4 protein-coding genes and 1 pseudogene are annotated in these 23,404 nt (G+C 70.7%); all 5 read left to right on the top strand.

Going from position 1 to position 23,404, the window contains the following annotated elements; translation table 11 throughout:
- Window positions 1-14 precede the first annotated feature (14 nt).
- Window positions 15-3,080, top strand: a pseudogene (locus ACZ8ZB_RS34455) (non-ribosomal peptide synthetase); the annotation flags it as partial.
- Complete coding sequence (locus tag ACZ8ZB_RS34460) at window positions 3,066-3,449, top strand: phosphopantetheine-binding protein (protein ID WP_470741748.1); 384 nt, start codon at window positions 3,066-3,068, stop codon at window positions 3,447-3,449. The pseudogene ACZ8ZB_RS34455 and the gene ACZ8ZB_RS34460, both read left to right, overlap by 15 nt.
- Window positions 3,449-20,410, top strand: coding sequence for an amino acid adenylation domain-containing protein (locus tag ACZ8ZB_RS34465; protein WP_470741739.1), 16,962 nt, complete (start codon window positions 3,449-3,451; stop codon window positions 20,408-20,410). The genes ACZ8ZB_RS34460 and ACZ8ZB_RS34465 overlap by 1 nt, the downstream gene beginning before the upstream one ends.
- Before the next feature lie 202 nt (window positions 20,411-20,612).
- Window positions 20,613-20,960, top strand: a complete 348-nt coding sequence (locus ACZ8ZB_RS34470) for a hypothetical protein (RefSeq protein ID WP_470741740.1) — start codon at window positions 20,613-20,615, stop codon at window positions 20,958-20,960.
- A 516-nt stretch (window positions 20,961-21,476) separates the two neighbouring features.
- Window positions 21,477-23,318, top strand: coding sequence for an ABC transporter ATP-binding protein (locus ACZ8ZB_RS34475; RefSeq protein WP_470741741.1), 1,842 nt, complete (start codon window positions 21,477-21,479; stop codon window positions 23,316-23,318).
- Window positions 23,319-23,404: the final 86 nt, after the last annotated feature.

Raw genomic sequence — 23,404 nt, forward strand, 5'->3', positions numbered from 1 at the left:
AGCTTTTGTGTGGTGTCTTCGCGCAGGTCCTCGGGCTGCCCGAGGTCGGTGTGGATGACGACTTCTTCGCTCTGGGCGGTCACTCCCTGCTCGCCGTCCGCCTGATCAGCCGGGTGCGTACGGTCCTCGGTGTCGAGGTTCCGCTGCGTGCCCTGTTCGACACCCCGAGTGTCGCCGGTCTCGCGGCCGGGCTGGCGGACGCCGGACAGGCCCGGCTGGCCCTGACCTCCGGCAACCGCCCGGAGAGGGTGCCGCTCTCCTTCGCCCAGCAGCGCCTGTGGTTCATCGGCCAGCTGGAGGGCCCCAGCGCGACCTACAACATCCCGTTCGTGCTGCGGATGGGCAGTGAGATCGACCGGGACGCGCTCGCCCTGGCCTTCCGTGACGTGGTCGGCCGGCACGAGGTCCTGCGGACCGTCTTCCCGACGGCCGAGAACGGTGAGCCGTACCAGAGCATTGTCGAACCAGCAGACGTCGAATGGCAGTTGGAGCGCGCCATTGTTCCGTCCGACGATCTCGACGCCGCCATCGCGAAGGCGACCGCCCGGGAGTTCGACCTCACCCGTGAGCTCCCCATAGGGGCCACTCTCTTCGAGGCCGGTCCTGGTGAGCGGGTGCTGGTGGTGGTGCTGCACCACATCGCGGGTGACGGATGGTCGACGGCTCCGCTGGCCCGGGACCTGTCCATGGCGTATGCGGCGCGAAGTGCCGGAGAGGCGCCGATGTGGACGCCGCTGCCGGTCCAGTACGCGGACTACGCGCTGTGGCAGCGCGAGCTGCTCGGCGACGAGAGTGACCCCGGCAGTGTGATGTCGCGTCAGATGGCCTACTGGCGTGAGGCGTTGGCCGGTTCTCCGGAGGAGCTGGAGCTGCCTTTCGACCGTTCGCGTGCGGCGGTGGCGTCGCATCGTGGGCACCGGGTGCCGGTGGAGATCCCGGCCGAGGTCCACGCCCGTCTTGTCGAGGTGGCGCGGGCCGAGGGGGTGACTCCCTTCATGGTGCTGCAGGCTGCCCTTGCGATGCTCCTGTCGAAGCTGGGCGCGGGCACCGACATTCCGATCGGTTCGGCGAACGCCGGCCGTACGGACGAGGCCCTGGATGATCTGGTGGGCTTCTTCATCAACACCCTTGTGATCCGTACTGATCTGTCGGGTGACCCGACGTTCCGTGAGGTTCTGGGACGGGTGCGGGAGGTCAGTCTTTCGGCTCTGGCGCATCAGGAGGTGCCGTTCGAGCGGCTGGTGGAGGAGCTGGCGCCGAGTCGGTCGATGGCCCGGCATCCGTTGTTCCAGGTCCAGCTGGACCTGCAGAACAACACCGACGCCGTCCTCGACCTCCCCGGTGCACGGGCCGGTGGAGTCCCGGTCGCGAAGGCGGTCGCCAAGTTCGACCTGGAGGTCCGGCTCTCCGAGACCTTCGACGGCCAGGGCACCCCGGCGGGCGTCCGGGGCTCGGTAATCGCCGCGGCCGACCTCTTCGACCCGGAGACGGCCGAGGCTCTGAGCGTGCGACTGACCCGTGCACTCGGACACCTGGTCACCGAACCCCTGACCCGTCTCAGCGACCTCGATGTCCTGGATTCCGATGAGCGTCGTCGTGTGTTGGTGGAGTGGAACGACACCGGGACGGATCTGGGTTCGGGGCTGGTGCCGGAGCTGTTTGCGGCGCAGGTGGTGAGGACGCCGGATGCGGTGGCTGTGGTCGCGGGTGGGGCGGAGGTGTCGTTCGCGGAGCTGGATGTCCGGGTGGACCGGCTGGCCCGGTATCTGATCGGTCAGGGGGTTGGTGCGGAGTCGGTGGTGGGTGTCTGTCTGCCGCGTGGGGTTGATGCGGTGGTTGCGTTCCTGGCGGCGTGGCGTGCCGGTGCGGGTTATCTGCCGATCGATCCTGACTGTCCGGCGGAGCGGATCGGTTTCATGCTGGCCGACAGCGGGGCGGTGCTGACGCTGACGACGGAGGAGATCCTCGATGATCTCCCGGCGGGGCGGAACCGGTTCGTGGCCCTGGACAGCCCGCTGACGCAGATGCAGCTGACCTCGGCCGGCACGGACGCACCGGCCGCGGACAATGACCCCCAGTCGGTCGCGTATGTGATTTACACGTCGGGTTCGACGGGTCGTCCGAAGGGGGTGGCCGTCACCCACGAGGGCCTGGCGAACTATGTGGCGTGGGCTGTCGGCGCGTACGGGATGCGTGAGGGTGCGGGGGGTGCGCCGTTGCATTCCTCGCTCGCGTTCGACCTGACGGTGACCAGTGTCCTGGTGCCTTTGGTCGCGGGTTCGGCTGTCGTGGCCGACGGGCGGGGCGGTGCGGAGGGTCTTGCGGGCCTGGTCAGGGCGTCGGGCACGTTCGGTCTGGTCAAGGCGGTCCCCGCCCATCTGCCGCTCCTGTCGGAGATGCTCACCACCGGGCAGGCGGCCGCTTCGGCCCGTACGTGGGTCGTGGGTGGGGAGGCGCTTTCGGGGGCGGTCGTCCGGGACTGGCTGGCCCGGGCTCCTCGGTCGGTGATCGTCAATGAGTACGGTCCGACGGAGACGGTCGTGGGCTGCTGTGTGTATGAGGTGTCGGCGGGGCGGAGTGTCGGGGACACGGTGCCGATCGGCCGTCCAATCGCCAACACCCGCCTGTATGTCCTGGACGGCCGTATGCGGCCGGTCGCTCCGGGTGTCGCCGGTGAGCTGTACATCGCGGGCGTCCAGCTGGCTCGCGGCTATGTGAGGCGTCCCGGTCTGACGGCCGAGCGGTTCGTGGCGAACCCGTACGGGTCCGGTGAGCGGTTGTACCGCACGGGCGACATGGCCCGCTGGACCAGGGAGGGCCTTCTGGAGTACCTGGGCCGTGTGGACGAGCAGGTCAAGGTCCGTGGTTTCCGTATCGAACCGGGCGAGGTCCAGGCGGTGGTCGCCGCGCATCCCGGCATCGCCCAGGCGGCTGTCATCGCCCGCGAGGACACCCCGGGAGACACCCGCCTCGTCGCCTACGCCGTCCCCACCGACCCCGAAGAGACCGACGAGGACCTGGCGCGAGCCGTCCGCGATTCGGCGGCCCAGCGGCTCCCCGAGTACATGGTGCCGTCCGCGGTGGTCATCCTCGACGCGCTCCCGCTGACCGCCAACGGCAAGCTCGACCGCAAGAACCTCCCCGCACCCGAGCACTCCGCCTCGGCAGGACGCGGGCCGGCCAACCGCCAGGAGGAGGTCCTCTGCGCGGCCTTCGCCGAACTCCTGGGGCTCCCCGAAGTCGGCGTCGACGACGACTTCTTCGCCCTCGGCGGCCACTCCCTTCTCGCCGTCCGCCTGACCAGCAGGATCCGCGCCGAACTCGGCGTCGAGGTCCCGCTCCGCGTGCTCCTCGAAGCATCGACCGTGGCAGCACTCGCACAACAACTAGCCCACCAGAAGACAGCACGGCCGGCGTTGCGGCCCATGCGTAACCAGGAGGAGTCCTGATGATCCCGTTGTCCTTCGCGCAGCGGCGGTTGTGGTTCCTCAGCCAGTCCGAGGGCCCGAGTGCCACGTACAACATCCCGGTCGTGCTGCGCCTGTCCGCCGAGACCGACGGGACGGCGCTCGGCGCCGCCCTACGGGACGTGATCGGCCGCCACGAGGTCCTGCGCACCGTCTACCGGGTCGCGGACGGCGAGCCGTACCAGCACATCCTGAAGCCGGCCGACCTCGACTGGTCGCTGACGGTGGCCGAGGTCGCCCCCGCCGAGCTCGACGACGCGATCGCCGCCGTCCTCGGGCACACCTTCGACCTGTCCGCCGAGATACCGATCCGTGCCTCGCTGTTCTCCACCGGCGGCGGCGAGCAGGTACTCGTCCTGGTGACGCACCACATCGCCAGCGACGGCTGGTCCAAGCGCCCGCTGGCCCGCGACCTCTCCGTCGCCTACGCGGCACGCGCCGCCGGCCGGGCCCCCGACTGGGAGCCGCTGCCGGTCCAGTACGCCGACTACACGCTCTGGCAGCGCGAGATGCTCGGCGACGAGGACGACCCGGACAGCGTGCTGTCCACGCAGATGGCCTACTGGCGCGGCGTGCTGGCCGACATTCCGGAGGAGCTGGAGCTCCCCACCGACCGCTCCCGTCCCGCACTCCCCTCGCACCGCGGCCACAAGGTCCCGCTGAACGTGCCCGCCGCGGTCCACGCACGCCTTGCCGAGCTCGCCAAGGCCGAGGGCGTGACCCCGTTCATGGTGCTCCAGGCAACCCTCGCGGCCGTCCTCGCCCGCCTCGGCGCGGGTACGGACATCCCGATCGGCACGACGGTCGCCGGCCGTACGGACGTCGCCCTCGACGACCTCGTCGGCTTCTTCATCAACTCCCTCGTCCTGCGGACGGATGTGTCGGGCGACCCGACCTTCACCGAACTCCTCGCACGGGTACGGCAGGCCGGCTGGGCGGCCTTCGAGCACCAGGAGGTGCCGTTCGAGAAGCTCGTGGAGGAACTCGCCCCGGCCCGCTCCCTCGCCCGGCACCCGCTGTTCCAGGTGATGCTGAAGGTCCAGAACACCGCCGAAGCCGTCCTCGACCTGCCCGGTACGGGCAGCGGCAGCGCACCGGCCCAGGCCCACGATGCACAGGCTCCGACCGAGACCGTCACCCACGACGGCCCGGCCACCAGTGAGTCCGCCGCGAAATTCGACCTGGATGCTTCCGTGACGGAGGTCTTCGAGGGGGTGGGTGTTCCTGGGGGTCTGCGTGGTTCGGTGGTGGTGTCGGCCGATCTGTTCGATGTGGTGTCGGCCGAGCGGTTGGTGGCGCGTTGGGTGAGGGTGATCGAGGTTTTGGTGTCGGCTCCGGGGTTGCGGCTGAGTGAGGTCGAGGTTCTGGATGAGGCCGATCGCCGGGAGCTGGCGGGGTGGAACGACACTGGTGTGGAGGTGGTGGCGGGTTCGCTGCCGGAGTTGTTCGCGGCGCAGGTGGCGCGGACGCCGGAGGCGGTGGCCGTGGTTGCGGCGGGGGAGTCGCTGTCGTACCGGGATCTGGACGCCCGTGCCGATCGTCTGGCCCGGTATCTGGTGGGTCGTGGTGTGGGTGCGGAGTCGCTGGTCGGTGTGTGCCTGGAGCGGGGTGCGGATCTGATCGTCGCGCTGCTTGCGGTGCTGAAGGCCGGTGGGGCTTATCTGCCTTTGGATCCTGGGTATCCGGCGGAGCGGATCGCGTACATGGTGGGGGATGCGTCTGCGGTGGTGGTCCTGGCGTCGTCGGTGACGGCGGGGGTGCTGCCGGTGTCGGGCGTGCCGGTCGTTCTACTGGATGATCCGCAGGTCACCACGGTGCTGGAGGGTGTGGGGGAGGGGCCGCTGGATGTGGTGGTCCGTCCGGAGCATCCGGCGTATGTGATCTACACGTCGGGGTCGACGGGCCGGCCGAAGGGTGTGATCGTCACCCATGGTGGTGTCGTGGGTCTGTGCGAGAGTCATGGCCGGTCGGTGTTCGCGACGGAGGGTGCTCCGCTGAGGGTCGCTCTGACCACGTCGGTGTCCTTCGATGCGTCGTGGAACCAGCTTTCCGCTCTGTTCTCGGGGCACGAGCTGCATGTTGTCGATGGGGACACCTGGCTGGACGCGGGTCGTCTGGTGGAGTGGATGACCGCTTCCCGTATCGGCTTCGCCGAGGTCACTCCTTCGTATCTGCAGGTCCTGATGGACGAGGGTCTGTTCGATGCTGAGCAGCATCCTTTCCGTGTCGGTGTGGGCGGTGAGGCCGTTGCGCGGGGTCTGTGGGAGCGGCTGCGTGCTCTGGAGGGTGTGGAGGGCTTCAACTTCTACGGTCCGACGGAGGCGACGGTCGACACCTCAATCGCGTGTCTTTCCTCGTCTGCGGATGTCGTGGTCGGCGGCCCGGTCCCCAACGCCCGTGTGTTCGTTCTCGATGAGTGGCTGCGTGAGGTTCCGGTCGGTGTGGCCGGTGAGCTGTATGTGTCGGGTGCGGGTGTGGCGCGTGGTTATGTGAACCGTCCGGTTCAGACGGCGGAGCGTTTCGTGGCGTCGCCGTTCTCGGTTTCGGGTGAGCGGATGTACCGCTCCGGTGACCGGGTGAAGTGGACCGGGGACGGTCAGCTGGTGTTCCTGGGTCGTACGGACGAGCAGGTCAAGGTCCGCGGCTACCGCATCGAGCTGGGTGAGGTCCAGGCAGCGGTCGCCGCGCATCCACAGGTCGCTCAGGCGGCCGTGGTCGTACGGGAGGACATTCCCGGTGACCGGCGTCTGGTCGCGTATGTGGTCGTCTGCGGTGAACTTGATTGTCCGGTGGGTGAGTTCGTCTCGCGCAGTCTGCCCGAGTACATGGTTCCGTCGGCGGTCGTGGTTTTGGACGCGTTGCCGCTGAACGTCAACGGCAAGCTCGACCGCGAGGCCCTGCCCGCCCCGGAACACGGCACGAACGCGGTGGTCCGAGGTCCCTCGAACGCCCGTGAGGAGATCCTCTGCGCGGCCTTCGCCGAGGTCCTCGGTCTTGAGAGCGTGGGCGTGGACGAGGACTTCTTCGCCCTCGGCGGCCAGTCCCTGCTGGCCATCCGCCTCGTCGCCCTGCTGCAGAAGCGCGGTGTCTCCGTCTCGGTCCGCTCGTTCTTCCAGGCTCCGACCCCGGCCGGCCTCGCCGCCTCGGCAGGCGCGGTCCAGGTCGCCGTCCCGGCCAACCTGATCCCAGCCGACGCGACCACGATCACCCCCGACATGCTGCCGCTCGTCGACCTCACCACCGATGAACTGGCCGCCATCATCGCCACCGTCGACGGCGGGGCTCCCAACATCGCGGACATCTACCCGCTGGCCCCGCTCCAGGAGGGTCTCCTCTTCCACCACCTCCTCGCCGACGGCGGCGACGACGCCTACGTCATGCCGACCGTGCTCGAGTTCGACTCGCGCGAGCGTCTCGACGCCTTCGCGGACGCCCTGCAGCAGGTGGTCGACCGGCACGACATCTACCGCACCTCGATCGTGTGGGAGGGCCTGCGCGAGCCCGTCCAGGTCGTTCGGCGCCACGCCACCCTGCCCGTCACCGACGTCGTCCTCGACCCTGAGGGCGGCGACCCTACGGAGCAGCTCCTTGCGGCCGGCGGTCTGCGCATGGACCTGACCCAGGCCCCGCTGCTGCGGATGCACGCGGCCCGGGTTCCCGGCACCGGTCGCTGGCTCGGTCTGCTGCGGGCGCACCACGTGGTCCGTGACCACACCGCGCTGGAGATCGTCTTCCACGAGGTCCAGGCGATCCTGGCGGGCCGGGGCCGGGAACTGGCCGCGCCGCTGCCGTTCCGGAACTTCGTCGCCCAGACCCGGGGCGCGGTCGCGCGCGCCGAGCACGAGCGGTACTTCGCCGACCTCCTCGGCGACGTCACCGAGCCCACCGCCCCCTTCGGCATCGCCGACGTGCGCGGCGACGGCGCCGGAGCGATACGCGAAGTGGTGCCGTTCGACCCGGAGCTGACGGTACGGCTCCGCGAGGTCTCCCGCCGCCTCGGTGCGAGCCCCGCGACCGTCATGCATGTCGCCTGGTCCCGCGTACTTGCCGCGGTCAGCGGCCGCGACGACGTCGTCTTCGGCACGATCCTGTTCGGCCGCATGAACGCGGGACAGGGCGCCGACCAGGTCCCCGGCCCGTACATGAACACCCTGCCCGTACGCGTGCGCACCGACGCCACCGGCGTCCGAGCGGCCGTCGCCGCGATGCGCGGCCAACTGGCCGAGCTCCTGGAGCACGAGCACGCGCCCCTCGTCGTGGCGCAGCGCGCCAGCGGCGTCACCGGTGACACCCCGCTGTTCACCGCCCTGTTCAACTTCCGCCACAACCCCGGCCGCAGTGCCGAGCAGCGCGCGGACAAGCGCCGCCATGAGGGCATGGAAGGCATGCGCGCGGTCTTCACCCGCGAGCGCACCAACTTCCCCCTGATGGTCTCGGTCAACGACAACGGTGACCTGTTCACGCTGGCCGTCGACGCGGTCGCCCCGATCAACCCCCGTGTGGTCGGCGAGTTCGTCCGCACGGCCGCGGAGAACCTGGTCACGGCCCTCGAATCGACCCTCGACCACGACGAGGACGTGCCGCTCGGCTCCGTCCAGGTCATGGACGAGGCAGGGCTGCGCCAGGTCCTCGCCGAGTGGAACGACACGGCGGTCGAGATGCCGGCTGGTTCGCTGCCGGAGCTGTTCGAGGCGCAGGTGGCGCGGTCGCCGGAGGCGGTGGCTGTTGTTTCGGGTGGTGTGGAGGTTTCGTATGCGGATCTGGAGGCCCGTGCGAACCGGCTGGCCCGCCACCTGGTGGCCCAGGGCGTAGGCCCGGAGTCGTTCGTGGGTGTCTGCCTGGAGCGTGGTGTCGATGCGGTGGTGGCGCTGCTCGCGGTGCTGAAGTCGGGCGGCGGGTACCTGCCGATCGACCCGGCCTACCCGGCCGGCCGGATCGCGTACATGCTCGGTGACGCGAAGCCGACGGTGGTGCTGACCTCGACGGGCACGTCGGCGGCCGTCCCGCAGTCGGATGCGACCGTCCTGGTCCTGGACGAGCTCGACCTGACCGCCCTCGCGACCGGCCCGCTGGGCACACGTATCCGTCCCGAGCACCCGGCGTACGTCATCTACACGTCCGGCTCGACGGGCCGCCCGAAGGGCGTCGTGGTGGAGCACCGGTCGGTGGCGGGCCTGATGGGCTGGGCGGCGGCGGAGTTCGGCGGGGAGGACTTCCGCCGGGTCCTGGTGTCCACGTCCTTCAACTTCGACGTCTCGGTCTTCGAGCTTTTCGGTCCGCTGGTGTCCGGCGGCACGGTGGAAGTGGTGCGCGATCTCCTCGCCCTGGCCGACGCGGAGGCTTCGGTCGGTGACGTCAGTCTGGTCAGCGGTGTGCCGTCGGCCTTTACGCAGATGGTGGCCGCGGGTGAGATCGATGCCCGCCCCAGGACCGTTGTCCTGGCGGGCGAGGCGCTCACGGCGGACGCCGTCGCGGGCATCCGCACGGCGATCCCGGGAGCCCGGGTCGCGAACATCTACGGCCCGACCGAGGCGACGGTCTACACGACGGCCTGGTACGCGGACGGCAACGTCGAAGGCGCGGTCCCGATCGGCCGTCCGATCTCCAACGCCCGGGTCTATGTCCTGGACGGCAGCCTCGCCCCGGTCCCGGCGGGTGTTGCCGGTGACTTGTATATCGCGGGTGCGGGTCTGGCCCGTGGTTATCTGGGCCGTCCGGAGCTGACGGGTGAACGTTTCGTTGCGGACCCGTTCTCGTGCGACGGCGGCCGTCTTTACCGCACCGGCGATGTCGTCCGCTGGAACACGGGCGGTCAGCTCGAGTACCTCGGCCGCGCCGACGAGCAGGTCAAGATCCGGGGTTTTCGCATCGAACTCGGAGAGGTCCAGGCGGTCCTGGCCGGCCACCCGCTGGTCGCCCAGGCCGTGGTCGTGGCCCGTGAGGACGTGCCGGGGGACAAGCGCCTGGTCGCCTACGTCGTCCCGAACGACACCACGCCGTCAGCCGCCGCCGAACTGCCCACTCATATCGCCGACTTCGCGGCCAACGGCCTGCCGACGTACATGGTCCCGTCGGCTGTCGTGGTCCTCGACCGGCTCCCGCTGAACGTCAACGGCAAACTCGACCGCAAGGCCCTGCCGGCCCCCGAGTACGCCACCGGTAGTGGACGTGGCCCGTCCAACGCCCGCGAGGAGATCCTCTGCGCGGCCTTCGCCGAGGTCCTGGGCCTCGACGCAGCAGGATCCGGAACCGGCGCCGGCGTCGGCGTGGACGACGACTTCTTCCGGCTCGGCGGCCACTCGCTCCTCGCGATCCGCCTGGTCGCCCTGCTCCGTAAGCGCGGCGTCTCCGTCTCCGTCCGGGCCCTCTTCGACGCCCCGACCCCGGCCGGCCTCGCCGCCTCGGTGGGCGCGGTCCAGGTGGCCGTACCGGCCAACCTGATCCCGGCCGACGCGACCGAGATCACGCCCGGCATGCTGCCGCTCGTCGACCTTACCCCCGACGAGATCGCGGCCGTGGCCGCCACGGTCACGGGCGGCGCGGCGAACATAGCGGACATCTACCCGCTGGCTCCGCTCCAGGAGGGTCTGCTCTTCCACCACCTCCTCGCTGAGGGCGGCAAGGACACGTACGTGATGCCGACGGTCGTCGAGTTCGACAGCCGTGACCGGCTCCACGCGTTCACCGACGCTCTGCAGCAGGTGGTCGACCGGCACGACATCTACCGCACCTCGATCGTGTGGGAGGGCCTGCGCGAGCCCGTCCAGGTCGTCCGGCGCCACGCCACCCTGCCCGTCGACCTTGTCACCCTGGCCGCCGAGGCCGGCGACCCGGTGCCGCAGCTCCTGGCCACCGGCGGCGACTCGATGGACCTGGACCGCGCCCCGCTGATCCGCGTCCACGCGGCCCGCGTGCCGGGCGGACAGCAGTGGCTGGCCCTGGTGCGGATCCACCACATGGTGCAGGACCACACCGCCCTGGAGGTCATGCTCGCCGAGGTCAACGCGTTCCTCACCGGACGCGAGAGCACCCTCGCGGAACCGCTGCCTTTCCGAACCTTCGTTGCCCAGGCCCGCGCGGGAGTCACCACCGGCGAGCACGAGCGGTACTTCGCCGAGCTCCTCGGCGACGTCACCGAGACCACGGCCCCCTTCGGCCTGGTCGACGTCCACGGCGACGGCACGGGCACGACCCGCGCCCGGGTCGTCTTCGGCGACGACCTCCACACCCGGCTGCTCGCCGTCTCCCGCCGCCTCGGCGCCAGCCCCGCCACCCTTCTGCACCTGGCGTGGGCCCGTGTCCTCGCCGCGGTCAGCGGCCGCGAGGACGTCGTCTTCGGCACCGTCCTGTTCGGCCGGATGAACGCCGGCGCCGGCTCCGACCGGGTCCCCGGCCCGTTCCTCAACACGCTTCCGGTCCGTGTGCGCACCGACACGCTCGGCGTCCTGACGGCCGTCTCCGCGATGCGCGGCCAGCTCGCGGAGCTGCTTGAGCACGAGCACGCGCCGCTCACGGTGGCCCAGCAGGCCAGCGGGGTGGCCGCCGACGCGCCGTTGTTCACCGCCCTGTTCAACTACCGGCACAACAGCGGCGGCACGACGGAGGCCGGGACCGAGGCCGACGCCGGGGCCGAGGTGTCCCAGGTACGCGACGAGCGGCTCGACGGCATCCGCAGGGTCTTCTTCGAGGAGCGCACCAACTACCCCCTGATGGTCTCGGTCGACGACAACGGCGACCGGATCTCGCTCGCCGTCCAGGCGGTCGCCCCGATCGACCCGGAGAGCGTGGGCCTCTTCCTGCGCACGGCCGCGGAGAACCTGGTCACGGCCCTCGAATCGGCCCTCGCCCACGACGAGGATGTGCCGCTCGGCTCCGTCCAGGTCATGGACGAGACCGAACGCCACCGTGTCGTGTCCGAGTGGAACGGCACGGCGGTCGAGGTGTCGGCTGGTTCGTTGCCGGAGTTGTTCGAGGCGCAGGTGGCGCGGTCGCCGGAGGCGGTGGCTGTTGTTTCGGGTGGTGTGGAGGTTTCGTATGCGGATCTGGAGGCCCGTGCGAACCGGCTGGCCCGCTACTTGGTGGCCCAGGGCGTAGGCCCGGAGTCGTTCGTGGGTGTCTGCCTGGAGCGTGGTGTCGAGACGGTGGTGGCGCTGCTTGCGGTGCTGAAGTCGGGCGGCGGGTATCTGCCGATCGACCCGGCCTATCCGGCCGGCCGGATCGCGTACATGCTCGGTGACGCGAAGCCGACGGTGGTGCTGACCTCGACGGGCACGTCGGCGGCCGTCCCGCAGTCGGATGCGACCGTCCTGGTCCTGGACGAGCTCGACCTCGCCGGACTTGAGGCCGCCCCCCTGGGTGTGGATATCCGTCCCGAGCATCCGGCGTACGTGATCTATACGTCGGGTTCGACGGGCCGTCCGAAGGGTGTCGTGGTGGAGCACCGGTCGGTGGCGGGCCTGATGGGCTGGGCGGCGGCGGAGTTCGGCGGGGAGGACTTCCGCCGGGTCCTGGTGTCCACGTCCTTCAACTTCGACGTCTCGGTCTTCGAGCTTTTCGGTCCGCTGGTGTCCGGCGGCACGGTGGAAGTGGTGCGCGATCTCCTCGCCCTGGCCGATACCGACACGCCGGTCGGTGACGTCAGTCTGGTCAGCGGCGTACCCTCGGCTTTCGCCCAGATGGTGGCCGCGGGTGAGATCGATGCCCGTCCCAGGACCGTTGTCCTGGCGGGTGAGGCGCTCACGGCGGATGCCGTCGCGGGCATCCGCACGGCGATCCCGGGAGCCCGGGTCGCGAACATCTACGGCCCGACCGAGGCGACGGTCTACACGACGGCCTGGTACGCGGACGGCAACGTCGAAGGCGCGGTCCCGATCGGCCGTCCGATCTCCAACGCCCGGGTCTATGTCCTGGACGGCAGCCTCGCCCCGGTCCCGGTGGGTGTTGCCGGTGACTTGTATATCGCGGGTGCGGGTCTGGCCCGTGGTTATCTGGGCCGTCCGGAGCTGACGGGTGAACGTTTCGTTGCGGACCCGTTCTCGTGCGACGGCGGCCGTCTCTATCGCACCGGCGATGTCGTCCGCTGGAACGCGGACGGTCAGCTCGAGTACCTCGGCCGCGCCGACGAGCAGGTCAAGATCCGGGGTTTTCGCATCGAACTCGGAGAGGTCCAGGCGGTCCTGGCCGGCCACCCGCTGGTCGCCCAGGCCGTGGTCGTGGCCCGTGAGGACGTGCCGGGGGACAAGCGCCTGGTCGCCTACGCGGTGCCGGCCGAGGACGGGGTGGCCGATGAACTGCCGCGGATCCTGACCGCCCTCGTGGCCGACCGCCTGCCGACGTACATGGTTCCGTCGGCTGTCGTGGTCCTGGATGCGCTGCCGCTGAACGTCAACGGCAAGCTCGACCGCAAGGCCCTGCCGGCTCCCGAGTACGTCACCGGCGCCGTGGGCCGTGGTCCGGCCACGCTCCGCGAGGAGCTTTTGTGTGGTGTCTTCGCGCAGGTCCTCGGGCTGCCCGGGGTCGGTGTGGATGACGACTTCTTCGCTCTGGGCGGTCACTCCCTGCTCGCCGTCCGCCTGATCAGCCGGGTGCGTACGGTCCTCGGTGTCGAGGTTCCGCTGCGTGCCCTGTTCGACACCCCGAGCGTCGCCGGTCTCGCGGCCGGGCTGGCGGACGCCGGACAGGCCCGGCTCGCCCTGACCTCCGGCAACCGCCCGGAGAGGGTGCCGCTCTCCTTCGCCCAGCAGCGCCTGTGGTTCATCGGCCAGCTGGAGGGCCCCAGCGCGACCTACAACAGCCCGATCGCCCTGCGCCTGTCGGGCGATGCCGACCACCAGGTGCTGAACGCGGCCCTGCGGGACGTGATCGGCCGGCACGAGGTCCTGCGGACCGTCTTCGGCGTCGCGGACGGGCAGCCGTACCAGCGGGTCCTCGCGCTCGACGAGCTCGACTGGGAGCTGGATGTCGTCGAGGTCGGCCGGGCCGAGCTGGAGGACGCGGTCACCGGGGCCGCGCGGTACGCCTTCGACCTCTCCGTCGAGGTGCCGATCCGGGCCACCCTCTTCGAGGCCGGTGCGGGCGAGCGCGTCCTCGTCGTCCTCGTGCACCACATCGCCAGTGACGGCTGGTCGCGGGCGCCGCTGGCCCGGGACTTCTCCGCCGCTTACGCGGCACGAAGCGCCGGCCAGGCGCCGGAGTGGACGCCGCTCCCGGTCCAGTACGCGGACTACGCGCTGTGGCAGCGCGAACTGCTCGGCGACGAGAGCGATCCGGACAGCGTCATCGCCCGGCAGCTCGCGTACTGGCGCGAGACGCTGGCGGGCTCCCCCGAGGAGCTCGAGCTGCCCTTCGACCGTTCCCGCCCGGCTCTCGCCTCCCACCTGGGCCACAGCGTCCCCCTCGACGTTCCCGCCGAGCTGCACGTACGCCTGGCGGAGATCGCCCGGTCCGAGAGCGTGACCGTGTTCATGGTGCTGCAGGCGGCCCTGGCCATCCTGCTCTCCAAGCTGGGCGCGGGCACCGACATCCCGATCGGCTCGGCCCACGCCGGCCGCGGCGACGAGGCCCTGGACGACCTGATCGGCTGCTTCGTCAACACCCAGGTGCTGCGCACGGACCTGTCGGGCGACCCGACCTTCACCGAGCTGCTGGCCCGGGTGCGGGAGGCGAGCCTGTCCGGCTTCGCCCACCAGGACGTGCCGTTCGAGCGACTGGTGGAGGAGCTGGCCCCGGCCCGTTCCATGGCCCGCCACCCGCTCTTCCAGGTCGTCCTGACGAAGCAGAACACCGTCAGCGCCGGCCTGGACTCCTCGGCCACGCCCGTCGTCTGGACCGGAGGCATGTCGACCGGTACCAGGGCGGCGAAGTTCGACCTGGACGTGATGGTGGGCGAGAAGTACGACGCCGAGGGCGCCCCGGCCGGGCTGCGCGGCTCGGTCACCGTCGCCGCCGATCTGTTCGACCCGGAGTGGGCCGACCGGATCGCCGGTGCCTGGGTGCGCGTACTCGACCTCCTCGGCGACAACCCGCAGACCCGCCTCAGCGGCGTCCCGGTGCTCGACGAGGTGACCCGGCACCGGGTTTTGACCGTCTGGAACGATACGTCGGCCGACGGCCGGCCGGGCCTGGTCCATGAGCGGTTCGAGGCGCGTGCGGCCGCCGCTCCCGAGGCCGCGGCGATCGTCGCTGAGGGCGTGGCGGTCTCGTATGCGGAACTGGAGGTGCGGGCCAACCGGATCGCGCACTACCTGATCGGTCAGGGTGTCGGTCCGGAGTCGGTGGTGGGGCTGTGTCTGCCGCGTGGCGTGGACGTGATCGCCGCGATCCTGGGCGTCTGGAAGGCGGGGGCGGGTTATCTGCCCATCGACCCGGCGCAGCCCACGGACCGGATCGCGTACATGCTCCGCGACAGCCGGGCCGCCCTGGCCCTGACCACGGAGGAGATCCTCGACGAACTGCCCGCGGGCCGTTCGCGTCTGGTGGCGATCGACGACACCTTCGTCGAGATGCAGCTCGCCGCGGCCTCGGCCCAGAGCCCCGGACGTTCCGTCGATCCGCGGTCCCTGGCGTACGTGATCTACACGTCGGGTTCGACCGGCCGGCCCAAGGGCGTCGCCGTCACCCATGGTGGCCTGGCGAACTACACGGCCTCGGTCCCCGACCGTCTCGGCTTCGGCGGCGAGGGCGCCCGCTATGCGCTGCTCCAGGCGCAGGCGACCGACCTCGGCAACACGGTGGTCTTCGCCAGCCTCGCCACCGGCGGTGAACTCCACATCCTGGACGAGAGCGCGGTCACCGACCCGGAACTGGTCGCCGCCTATCTCACCGAGCACGGGATCGACCACTTCAAGGCCGTTCCCTCGCACCTGGCCGCGCTGACGGCGGCGGGCATCGAGGCCGTACTGCCGAGGCGCTCCCTCGTCCTGGGCGGCGAGTCCACCCCGCCGGCCCTGGCCACCGCACTCCTCACGGCCGCCGCCGGCGAGCGCGCGGTCCACAACCACTACGGCCCGACCGAGACGACGATCGGCATCGCCACCACACGGCTCACCGCCGAACAGGTCGCCGACGGGACTGTCCCCGTCGGCACGCCGATCGCCAACACCCGCTTCTACATCCTGGACGACCGCCTGAACCTGGTCGTGCCGGGCGCCGCCGGTGAGCTGTACGTCTCCGGTGCCGGCGTGGCGCGCGGATATGTGGGCCGGGAGGCGTTGACCGCCGAGCGGTTCGTCGCCAACCCGTACGAGACCGGACAGCGGATGTACCGCACGGGCGACCGTGCGAAGTGGACGGCGGACGGCCGGGTCGTCTTCCTCGGCCGGGCCGACGACCAGGTCAAGATCCGCGGCTACCGCATCGAACCGGGCGAGGTCCAGGGAGTCCTGACGGGCCACCCGCTGGTGGACCACGCGGCCGTCGTCGCCCGTGAGGACACCCCGGGCGACCGCAGGCTCGTCGCCTACGTCGTCGCCGACGACCTGGAGCCGCAGGAGAAGGTTCAACTCTCGCATGCGCTGAAGGAGTTCGCGGCGCAGCGGCTTCCGGAGCACATGGTCCCCTCGGCGGTCGTCGTCCTGGACGCCCTGCCGCTGGCCGGCAACGGCAAGCTCGACCGCAAGGCCCTGCCCGCACCCGACTACTCCTCGTCGCTCGCTTCGGGCGGCCGACGGGCGGAGACCCTGCAGGAGGAGATCCTCTGCCTGGCCTTCGCCGAAGTCCTCGGGCTGCCCGAGGTCGGCGTGGACGACGACTTCTTCGAGCTCGGCGGCCACTCCCTCCTCGCCGTCCGCCTCGTCAGCCGCATCCGTTCCGTCCTCGGCGTCGAGGTCGAGATCCGGGCGCTGTTCGAGGCCCCGACCGTCGCGGGTCTCGCCGAGCGCCTGACCGGCGCCCGTACCGCACGCGCCGCACTGACCGCGAGGGAGCGCCCCGAGCGGCTTCCGCTCTCGTACGGGCAGCGCCGCCTGTGGATCATCAACCAGATGGACGGGCCGAGCCCGACGTACAACATCCCGGTGGCCACCCGGCTCACAGGGGCGGTGGACGCCGAGGCGATGGGCGCGGCCTTCCGTGACGTGCTCGCGCGTCACGAGGTGCTGCGCACGGTCTTCGAGGTCGCGGACGGCGAGCCGTACCAGCGGATCGTCGCCGTCGACGACCTCGACTGGGAACTGACCGCCACCGACGTCACCCCGGAGGACCTGCCCGGCGCCGTCGCCGGCGCGAAGGGGTACACCTTCGACCTGTCGTCCGAAGTTCCGGTCCGTGCCTGGCTGTTCAGGGCCGGCCCCGAGGAGCACGTCCTCGTCGTCGTGGTCCACCACATCGCCGGTGACGGCTGGTCGTGGGCGCCTCTGGCCCGCGACGTGGCGACGGCGTACGAGGCGCGCCGCAGCGGGCGCGCCCCGCAGTGGCAGCCGTTGTCGGTCCAGTACGCCGACTTCGCGCTGTGGCAGCGCGAAGTGCTCGGCGACAGCCAGGACCCGCAGAGCCTGATCTCGCAGCAGGTCGCCTACTGGCGGGAGACGCTGGCAGGGATGCCGGAGGAGCTGGAGCTGCCGTTCGACCGGACGCGGCCGCCGGCAGCCTCGCACCGTGGCCACCGGGTGCCGCTGGAGATCCCGGCGGATGTCCACGCCGGTCTCGCCGCGCTGGCGCGGGCCGAGGGCGTCACGATGTTCATGGTGCTGCACGGTGCTCTGTCCGTGCTGCTGTCCCGGATCGGCGCGGGCACGGACGTCCCGATCGGTTCGGCGATCGCCGGCCGTACGGACGAGGCCCTGGACGACCTGGTCGGCTACTTCGTGAACACGTTCGTCCTGCGCACCGACCTGTCGGGGGACCCGACGTTCCGTGAGGTGCTGGGACGGGTGCGGGAGGCCGGTCTGGGCGCGTTCGCGCACCCGGACGTGCCGTTCGAGCGGCTGGTGGAGGAGCTGGCCCCGACCCGTTCCATGGCCCGCCACCCGCTGTTCCAGGTGATGCTGCTCCTGCAGAACAACGAGCGCGCGATCCTCGACCTGGAGGGCGTCGACGCCCGCCGCGGGGCCCCCACGGCTTCCACGGCCCCCTCCACGGACGGCTCCACCGACGGCGGTGCGACCGCCGACGCGGTCGTGAAGTTCGACCTCGACGTGAGCGTCGCCGAGCTCTACGACGCCGATGGCGCGCCGGCCGGTATGCGCGGCTCGCTCGTCGCCGCGGCCGATCTGTTCGACCCGGAGTCGGTCCTGCGGATCACGGAGCGACTGGGCCGGGTCCTGGCGGTGCTGGCGGCCGATCCCGGGATCCGTCTCGGCGAGGTGGACGTCCTGGACGAGGCCGAGCGGACGCGGATGCTCGTCGACTGGAACATGACCGGCGCCGAGGTGCCGGACGCGACCGTCGTCGAACTGTTCGAGGCGCAGGCGGCCCGCACCCCGGACGCGATCGCCCTGGTCCACGGCGACGAGGAGCTGACATACGCGGAGCTCGACGCCCGCGCCAACCGGCTCGCGCGCCTTCTGGCGGGCCGGGGCATCGGCCCGGAGACGGTCGTGGCGGCGGTCTTCGAGCGCACCGTCGACCTGGTGGTGGCTCTGCTGGGCGTGATCAAGTCGGGAGCGGCGTACCTGCCGATCGACCCGGCCTACCCGGCCGACCGCATCGCGTACGTCATCGACGACTCCCGCGCCGTGTGCGTGCTGACCTCCGAGGACCTGGACGCCCGTCCGGCCGTCCCGGAACACCGGCCGCGCGTCCCCGTGATCGTGCTGGACGGCCCCGAGGCCGCCGGCCGGCTCGCGGGCCTGGCGGACGGGCCGCTCGCCGACGACGACCGTACGGCGGTACTGCGCCCCGGACACCCGATGTGGGTCATCTACACCTCGGGTTCCACGGGCCGTCCGAAGGGTGTTCTGGTCGAGCACCGGGCGATCGTGAACTTCCTCGGCGCGATGCAGGACCGGTTCGCGCTCGCCGCGGACGACCGGCTCCTCGCGGTCAGCACGCACGGCTGCGACATGGCGGGCTTCGAGTTCTACCTGCCGCTCCTCAACGGCGCGCGGATGGTGCTGGCCTCGCAGGAGCAGGTCCTCGACCCGTGGGCGCTGCGTTCCCTGATCCGTACGACCGGCGCGACCGTCGTGCACGCGACGCCGAGTCTGTGGCGCGGCCTGATCGCGGACGCGGACGACCCGGTCGACTGGACCGGCGTGCGGGCCATGATCGGCGCGGAGGCACTCCCGGCGGACCTGGCACGCACGATCCTGGACAGGACACCGACCCTGACCAACCTCTACGGCCCGACCGAGACGACCGTCTGGTCGACCGCGAAGGAACTGTCCGGGCGGGACGCCGACGCCACCTCGATCGGCGGCCCGATCGGCAACACCCAGGTGTACGTGCTCGACGCGGGGCTCGTCCCCGTGCCGCCGGGTGTGGCGGGCGAGCTGTACATCGGCGGTCACAGTGTCGCCCGGGGCTACCTGGGCCGTCCGGGCCTGACCGCGGACCGGTTCGTCGCGAGCCCGTTCGGCGGCGCCGGCGAGCGGCTGTACCGCACGGGTGACGTGGTGCGCTGGACCCCCGAGGGCGACCTGCGGTACGTGGGCCGGGCCGACGACCAGGTGAAGATCCGCGGGTTCCGCGTCGAACTCGGGGAGATCGAGGCGCTGCTGGCCTCGCACCCGGCGGTGGACCAGGCCGTCGCCCTGGTCCGTGAGGACACCCCGGGGGACCAGCGCCTGGTGGCGTACGTGGTCCCGAACGCCGCCGCCGCGCCGGACGGTGAGGAGGACGACGAGGCGGCCGAGAGGCTGGGCCGCGAGGTCCGGGCGCTCGCACAGGACCGGCTGCCCGGCTACATGGTGCCGTCCGCGGTGGTGGCCATCGGCCGGCTGCCGCTGATGCCGAACGGCAAGCTGGACCGCAAGGCACTGCCGGTGCCCGAGGCGACGGCGGGGGAGGAGACCGCGAACTGGGCGGTGACCTCCTTCGAGGACGGCATGTGCGAGGCGTTCGCCGAGGTCCTCGGGCTTCCCGAGGTCGGTGTCGACGACGACTTCTTCGCCCTCGGCGGCCACTCGCTGCTCGCGGTGCGGCTGGTCGAGGCGCTGCGCGAACGCGGTGTGTCGATCGCCGTGCGTGATCTGTTCGCCGCGCCGAGCGTGGCGGGGCTGATGAAGGGGATGAGCCTGTCCTCGATCCGCGACGCGCTCGGTGTGCTGCTGCCCATCAGGGAACAGGGCAAGCAGCCCCCGTTCTTCTTCGTCCACCCCGCCGGCGGCCTGAGCTGGTGCTACATGCCGATGGCACGCCACGTCGAGGCCGACATCCCACTGTACGGGCTGCAGGCACGCGGCCTGGACGGCACGAGCGAGCCGGCGCGGTCCATCACGGAGATGGCGGCGGACTACGTCGAGCAGATCCGTTCGGTGCAGCCGAGCGGACCCTACCGGCTGCTCGGCTGGTCCTACGGCGGCGCGGTCGCCCACGAGATGGCCGTGCAGCTGCGGGCGGCGGGCCAGGAGATCTCGGCCCTGGTGATCCTCGACCAGTACCCGTGGAGCCGCGGCGAGGACGGCGAGGCCGTCGACGCCGTGGAGGAGACCGAGGTCGACCTCGAAGCGAAGGTCGACCGGCTCGTCGAGGTCGTCCGCAGGGAGGCCGGCGGCGCTCTGGGCGCGGCGACGGAGGAGGAGTACCGGACCTTCGCCCGCATCCTGCAGAACCACCGCACGATCCGGGCCGGGCACGAACACGGCCGGTTCGACGGGGACGCCCTGCTGATCGTGGCCGAACAGAGCATGCCGCCCGGCGAGGTGCCCGCCGAGCGCTGGACGCCCTACATCACGGGCGAGATCACGCAGGGCCAGGTCGTCTGCACGCACTACGAGATGGCCAGGCCCGAGACGCTGGCGGAGATCTGGAAGACGGTCTCGGCCTGGCTGGCCTCCCGCCCGTGACATGTCAGGGCCCCACCGGGGGCCCTGACCCGGGGCCCCTCGTCAGGCGTATCCACGATCGAGCGAAATAACCCGCAAAAACTCGCAGTGGCCAGAAAAAATCCCAATACCAACCAATACCATCCAATACCCCGCAATGACTGGCAATGAGCCGCAACTTCCTGTACCAGCCGGACATCCCACTGGAAAGAGACCTGAATCCATGTCTGTCGTGAATCCCGCCTCGGCCGTGTCCGCTCCCGAGCCCATGGACGGTTCCCGGACCCGGACGGCCCCGGACGGCACCGGGACGCCGCAGGCGTCCGCCCCGGTCATGCCCGCCGCCCCCGTCCACCCGGCCACCCGCGCTCTTCCCCTGGACAACCCGGGGGCCGACGTCATCGCGGTCGCCGAGCTGCGGCGCCAGGCGATGCTCGACGCCCTCGACCCGGGCCCGCGCCCGGCGTCCGCGGCCCGTGCGGGCCGGCGCGGTTTCCTCTCGCGCCTGAAGGGCTTCTACGCCCAGGAGCTGATCCACGACACCGCGCGCGACGCGCGCGGCAACGGCTGACGGACGGCCGGGCCCGAGGCCGCTCGAATCCGGGCGGCCGACCTCGACAAGGGCGAAACGCAGGGCCCTTGGCGGCAGAAAGTGATGACCCCGACATGCCGATCATGACGGCCACAGGAATTCTCCTGGCCTTCGAGCCGGACTACGAGCAGAACTCCGACATCAGGGGCGGCCCCGAACAGCCGAAACGCACCCCCGCCCGGCAGGCGGCGGTGGCGGCCGGCGGCACGGAGGGCCCCCGCCCCCTCTCCCCGCGCCCGGTGTGGCCTCAACGCCTCGTGGCGGGCCGGTGCCGGCGGAAAACGTCGCACCACCACCTCGCGTGGCCCGCCCCGGCCGGCTTCGCCGCGTTCTGCGGCGCGCACCCACCCGACCGAACGACCACCGGACTGAAAGGTCTCTCTCACCCACAGGAAAGGAGTGTCCTCTATGGCTCTCATAGGTGGCCCGAATCTCAATTCCGGAAATGGTTTTGGCGGGAAGGAAAAGATCCGCCAGAAGATAGACCCGGGTACGTTGCGGCGTATCCTCCCGTACCTGGTCCGCTACCGCGGCCAGCTCGCGGTCCTGATTCTCGCGAGTGTGACGTGCGGTGCGATCACCGCCGCGAGTCCGCTCATGCTCAAGCTGATGATCGACGACGGGATCCTTCCCCAGCGGTTCGGAGTCGTCCTGATGCTGGCGTTCGGCATCGTGCTGCTCGCCCTGCTGGAGTCGTTCGTCCTGTACGTCGAGGCACGCTGCTCGGGCAAGATCGGCGAGGGCCTGGTCTACGACCTGAGGACGGAGGTCTTCGAGCACGTGCAGCGTCAGCCGCTGGCGTTCTTCTCGCGGGTGCAGACGGGCGCGCTGGTCAGCCGGCTGAACACCGACATCGTGGGCACGCGGCAGGCGATCACGTCGCTGCTGACGCAGGCGGTGTCGGGACTGCTGACGCTGGTGATCGTCATCAGCACGATGATCTACCTGTCGTGGGAGATCACGCTGGTCGCGCTGGCGATGGTGCCGGCGTTCCTCTTCCCGGCCCGGATCATCGGGCGGAAGCTGCAGAAGATCACGCGGGAGAGGATGACGCTCGACGGCGAGATGGGCTCGATGATGAACGAGCGCTTCAACGTCTCGGGCGCGGAACTCGCGAAGCTGTACGGGCGGCCGGAGTCCGAGGCGGCGCTCTTCGAGGAGAAGGCCGGTCGGGTACGCGACGTCACCGCGCTCAACGTGGTCCACGGCCGGATGTTCTTCATCGTGGTCACGATGCTGACCTCGCTCACGACAGCGATCGTGTACGGGTTCGGCGGCAACCTCGTGATCAGCGGCGCGCTGCAGATCGGCACCCTGGTGGCGATGGTGACGCTGCTGTTCCGGATGTACGGACCGATCAACCAGCTGTCGAACCTCCAGATCCAGGTCCTCACGGTCCTCGTCAGCTTCGACCGCATCTTCGAGGTCCTGGATCTGAAGCCGCTGGTCGACCAGAAGCCGGACGCGTACGTTCTGCCCGGCAGCGGTGCGTCGGCCGACGCCCGGCGCATCGGCGCGGAGATCGAGTTCGATCACGTGTCGTTCCGCTACCCGAGCGCCGAGGAGGTCTCGCTCGCCTCCCTGGAGCCGATCGCGCTCCAGGACAAGGACCGGGGGGACAGCGCGTGGATCCTCAAGGAGCTCAGCTTCACCGCCCCGGCGGGAAAGCTGACGGCCCTGGTCGGCCCGTCCGGTGCCGGTAAGACCACGATCACCCAGCTCGTCCCCCGGCTGTACGAGGCGACGACGGGATCGGTCCGGGTGGGGGGTCACGACGTCCGGGACGTCACGCTGCAGTCGCTGAGCGAGACGGTCGGCGTGGTGAGCCAGGAGACCCACATGTTCCACGACACGATCCGCGCGAACCTCCTTTACGCCCGCCCCGAAGCCACCGAGGAGGAGCTGGTCGAGGCGTGTGAAGCCGCCCTGATCCGGGACTCCATCGCACGGCTGCCCAACGGCCTGGACACGGTGGTCGGCGACCGCGGATACCGCCTCTCCGGCGGTGAGCGGCAGCGGATCGCCCTGGCCCGCCTGCTGCTGAAGTCGCCCCCGATCGTGGTCCTCGACGAGGCGACCGCGCATCTCGACTCCGAGTCGGAGGCGGCGATCCAGAGGGCCCTGAAGACGGCACTGGCCGGCCGGACCTCCCTGGTGATCGCGCACCGGTTGTCCACGATCCGCGAGGCGGACCAGATTCTGGTCGTCGACGCCGGCCGGATCCGTGAACGCGGGACGCACGAGGAGCTGTTGGCCAAGGGCGGGGCGTACGCGGAGCTGTACCGGACGCAGTTCGCGGAGGGGGTGACCGATATGAACGGCAAGCGCTCCGCGTGACGGGAGGGCTCGGATGACCAGAGCTCTCCTGTTTACCCGCAATCCGCCATGCGCTCAAGGAGCACAGGGGCGCGTCCAACTGCCGC

This window comes from Streptomyces sp. 12E (genome assembly GCF_055633275.1).